Raw genomic sequence first — 953 nt, forward strand, 5'->3', positions numbered from 1 at the left:
GTTGACTAATGTTGTGGGAAATTGGAGCGATAAGCGTGCTTCTGCCGTGGCCAGGACAACGTATACTCATCAGATAACAGCAATACCTGATCACTACTTCGCACTAGTTTCTCGGTACTATGCATATGATCCAATATCAAAGGAAATGATAGCATTGAAGGATGAGACTAATCCAATTGAGGAGTGGCAGCATATAGAACAGCTAAAGGGTGTTGACTAATGTTGTGGGAAATTGGAGCGATAAGCGTGCTTCTGCCGTGGCCAGGACAACGTATACTCATCAGATAACAGCAATACCTGATCACTACTTCGCACTAGTTTCTCGGTACTATGCATATGATCCAATATCAAAGGAAATGATAGCATTGAAGGATGAGACTAATCCAATTGAGGAGTGGCAGCATATAGAACAGCTAAAGGGTAGTGCTGAAGGAAGCATACGATACCCCGCATGGAATGGGATAATATCACAGGAGGTACKAGACTACCTTTCATCCTACATAAATAGACGCATATAAGTACGCATTTAAGCATAAACACGCACTATGCCGTTCTTCTCATGTATATATATATACAGGCAACACGCAGATATAGGTGCGACGTGAACAGTGAGCTGTATGTGCGCAGCTCGCGTTGCATTTTCGGAAGCGCTCGTTTTCGGAAACGCTTTGAAGTTCCTATTCCGAAGTTCCTATTCTCTAGAAAGTATAGGAACTTCAGAGCGCTTTTGAAAACCAAAAGCGCTCTGAAGACGCACTTTCAAAAAACCAAAAACGCACCGGACTGTAACGAGCTACTAAAATATTGCGAATACCGCTTCCACAAACATTGCTCAAAAGTATCTCTTTGCTATATATCTCTGTGCTATATCCCTATATAACCTACCCATCCACCTTTCGCTCCTTGAACTTGCATCTAAACTCGACCTCTACATCAACAGGCTTCCAATGCTC

At 42.8% G+C, this 953-nt stretch carries 2 protein-coding genes; both read left to right on the forward strand.

The genetic code is table 11. The features are described from left to right. Positions 1–220 (forward strand): hypothetical protein (locus tag ELS83_RS21680; RefSeq protein WP_171597626.1); only part of this gene is annotated, 220 nt, incomplete at its 5' end. Between the two features lie 37 nt (positions 221–257). Then, positions 258–518 (forward strand): hypothetical protein, encoded by a 261-nt coding sequence (locus tag ELS83_RS21685; RefSeq protein WP_346728182.1) that lies wholly within the window; start codon positions 258–260, stop codon positions 516–518. The last annotated feature ends 435 nt before the right edge of the window (positions 519–953 follow it).

This window comes from Marinifilum caeruleilacunae, from assembly GCF_013141825.1.
Taxonomy (GTDB): domain Bacteria; phylum Bacteroidota; class Bacteroidia; order Bacteroidales; family Marinifilaceae; genus Marinifilum; species Marinifilum caeruleilacunae.